The sequence below is a fragment of the bacterium genome (genome assembly GCA_030654305.1).
Taxonomy (GTDB): domain Bacteria; phylum Krumholzibacteriota; class Krumholzibacteriia; order LZORAL124-64-63; family LZORAL124-64-63; genus PNOJ01.
In genome coordinates this window covers 1-1,912 of the sequence record JAURXS010000038.1, presented here as the reverse complement: position 1 = coordinate 1,912, position 1,912 = coordinate 1, and the positions used below count along the sequence as shown (strand labels likewise).

General features: G+C 72.0%; 1 protein-coding gene. It reads right to left on the bottom strand.

Translation table 11 applies throughout. The features are described 5' to 3' along the window. Positions 1-344: 344 nt before the first annotated feature. Complete coding sequence (locus Q7W29_00890; GenBank protein ID MDO9170371.1) at positions 345-1,646, bottom strand: alkaline phosphatase; 1,302 nt, start codon at positions 1,644-1,646, stop codon at positions 345-347. Positions 1,647-1,912 lie beyond the last annotated feature (266 nt).

The window sequence follows — 1,912 nt, the reverse complement described above, 5'->3', positions numbered from 1 at the left end:
TGGCTGCGGACGGGCTGGGAGCGGCGCGGCGTCTACGTCCGGCACGAGCAGCTCATCAGGAGCATGTGGGATTCCGTCACCGCCGAGCGGGGCTTCCTGATCTGGGCCGACGACATGGCGTACCGGCTGCGCGCCTGGCAGATCCTCGACGGGGAGAAGCCCGGGCTCGCGGTGCTGAACCCGGCCCTGCTGACCCACCCGTGGCCGCGCCGGGAGTTCGCTCGCGTCCACGGGTTCGATCCGCTGGCGGGCGTGGCGCTGCCGCGCGCTGGCCAGCTCGGTCGCGCGGGCGCGGACACGGTCCTCGCGAACCTGCTCGACGGGGTGGCCCGGCGCATCAACCTTCAGTCGTCCCTGCCGGTGTTCGTGTTCGACCCCGCGGGACCGTCGGTGCGGCTGCTGCGCAAGCCGACGACCGAACCGGCGGCGCCGACGAGCACCTCGCCGAGCTCGCAGTTGTCGAGGTAGGGTCCGCGGACGGGATCGGTGTCGTCGGCGAGGGCGGCGAACGACCCGCTGCCCGGCCCACGCGCGAAGAGCGGCACCAGCGAGTTGGTGTGATCGCCGGTGAGGAACACGTAGGCCGGCACGGGACCGGCCAGGTGGCCGCTCTCGTGGTCCGCGGTGACCACGACGAGGGTCTCGCCGAGCAGCCCGCGCTCGTCCAATCCGGCCAGCACGGCTTCGACCGCCCGGTTGAACTCCGTCATCTCCTCGATCATCCGCCCCGCCCGGCCGTCGTGGCTCGCCCAGTCCACGGCGCCCCCCTCGATCAGCAGGCAGAAGCCGTCCGGGTCCTCGTCCAGGACGTTCAAGGCGGCCCGCGCCATTTCGGCCAGGGTCGGGACGTCATCGTTGCGCGGCACGGCGAAGGGTGCTGCCAGAGGGTCGCCGCCGCGCTGCTCCTGCAGGGTCTCGCGGACCGGCGGCACGCCGACCACGCGGCGCGGCGCGGCGCCTTGGGCCAGGGCCTGGAATTGCCCGCGTGTCGTGATCAGGGACCAGGGGTCTTCGCCCGCCGAACCGAGGCTGCCGGCGACGAGCGAATCCCAGGTCGCGGCGCCGCCGACCCGGCTGTAGTCCGCGACGTCGCACCGGCGCCCGCCGGCGTCGTACCAGGGGTGCCCGGCACCCATGACGACGTCCAGCTCGCCGCCGCCGAGCATGAGCCGCGCGATCTCCAGGTAGGCGCCGCGGTCCCGGCAGGAGACGGCGAATCCCGCCGGCGTGGCGTGGACGAACGGCACCGTAGTGACGACGCCGGTCGACTTGCCGGCCGCGGCCATGGCCTGGGCGAGCGTCACCAGGGGCTCGCCGCGGGGATCGACCGCCAGGCGGCCGTTGACCGTCTTGACCCCGGTGGTCATGGCGGTGATCGCGGCGGCCGAATCGGTGGGATCGCGGTCGCACCAGGCGGGGTCGCGCCACATCTGCCCGGGGTCGTAGGCCCCGCCGTCCGGCGGGGTGCACATCGCGAGACGCACCGGCCAGCCGTCGTACACCTGCCGACCGGTCGGGTCCTGCTCGTGGAGCCGGGCGGCCTCGTAGTGCAGGAACCCGGCGCCGTCGGCGATGAACAGCACGACGTTGCGCGGGGCGGCCGCGCCCGCGGCCAGGCAGAGCGTGATGAGCAGATGCGGGAACACAGGGCTCCTTTCGGGACCCGGTGAATGTATACGCTGATCGTGAAGAATTCGAGAAACGTTGATCTCGATCCTCGGCAGCCCGGTCACACGCGAAAGGCCGCCCCCCGAAGGAAGACGGCCTTGATGGGAGTCACGCCATGTCAACGGTACATGCTCTTGACGTTGCCCCAGGCGGTCTGCTCGGTGGGGACGCCGCACTCCATGTAGTTGTAGGTGACCGAGTAGCTGACGTAGGCCTGCATGCCGATCGACCAGCTGTTGGCGCC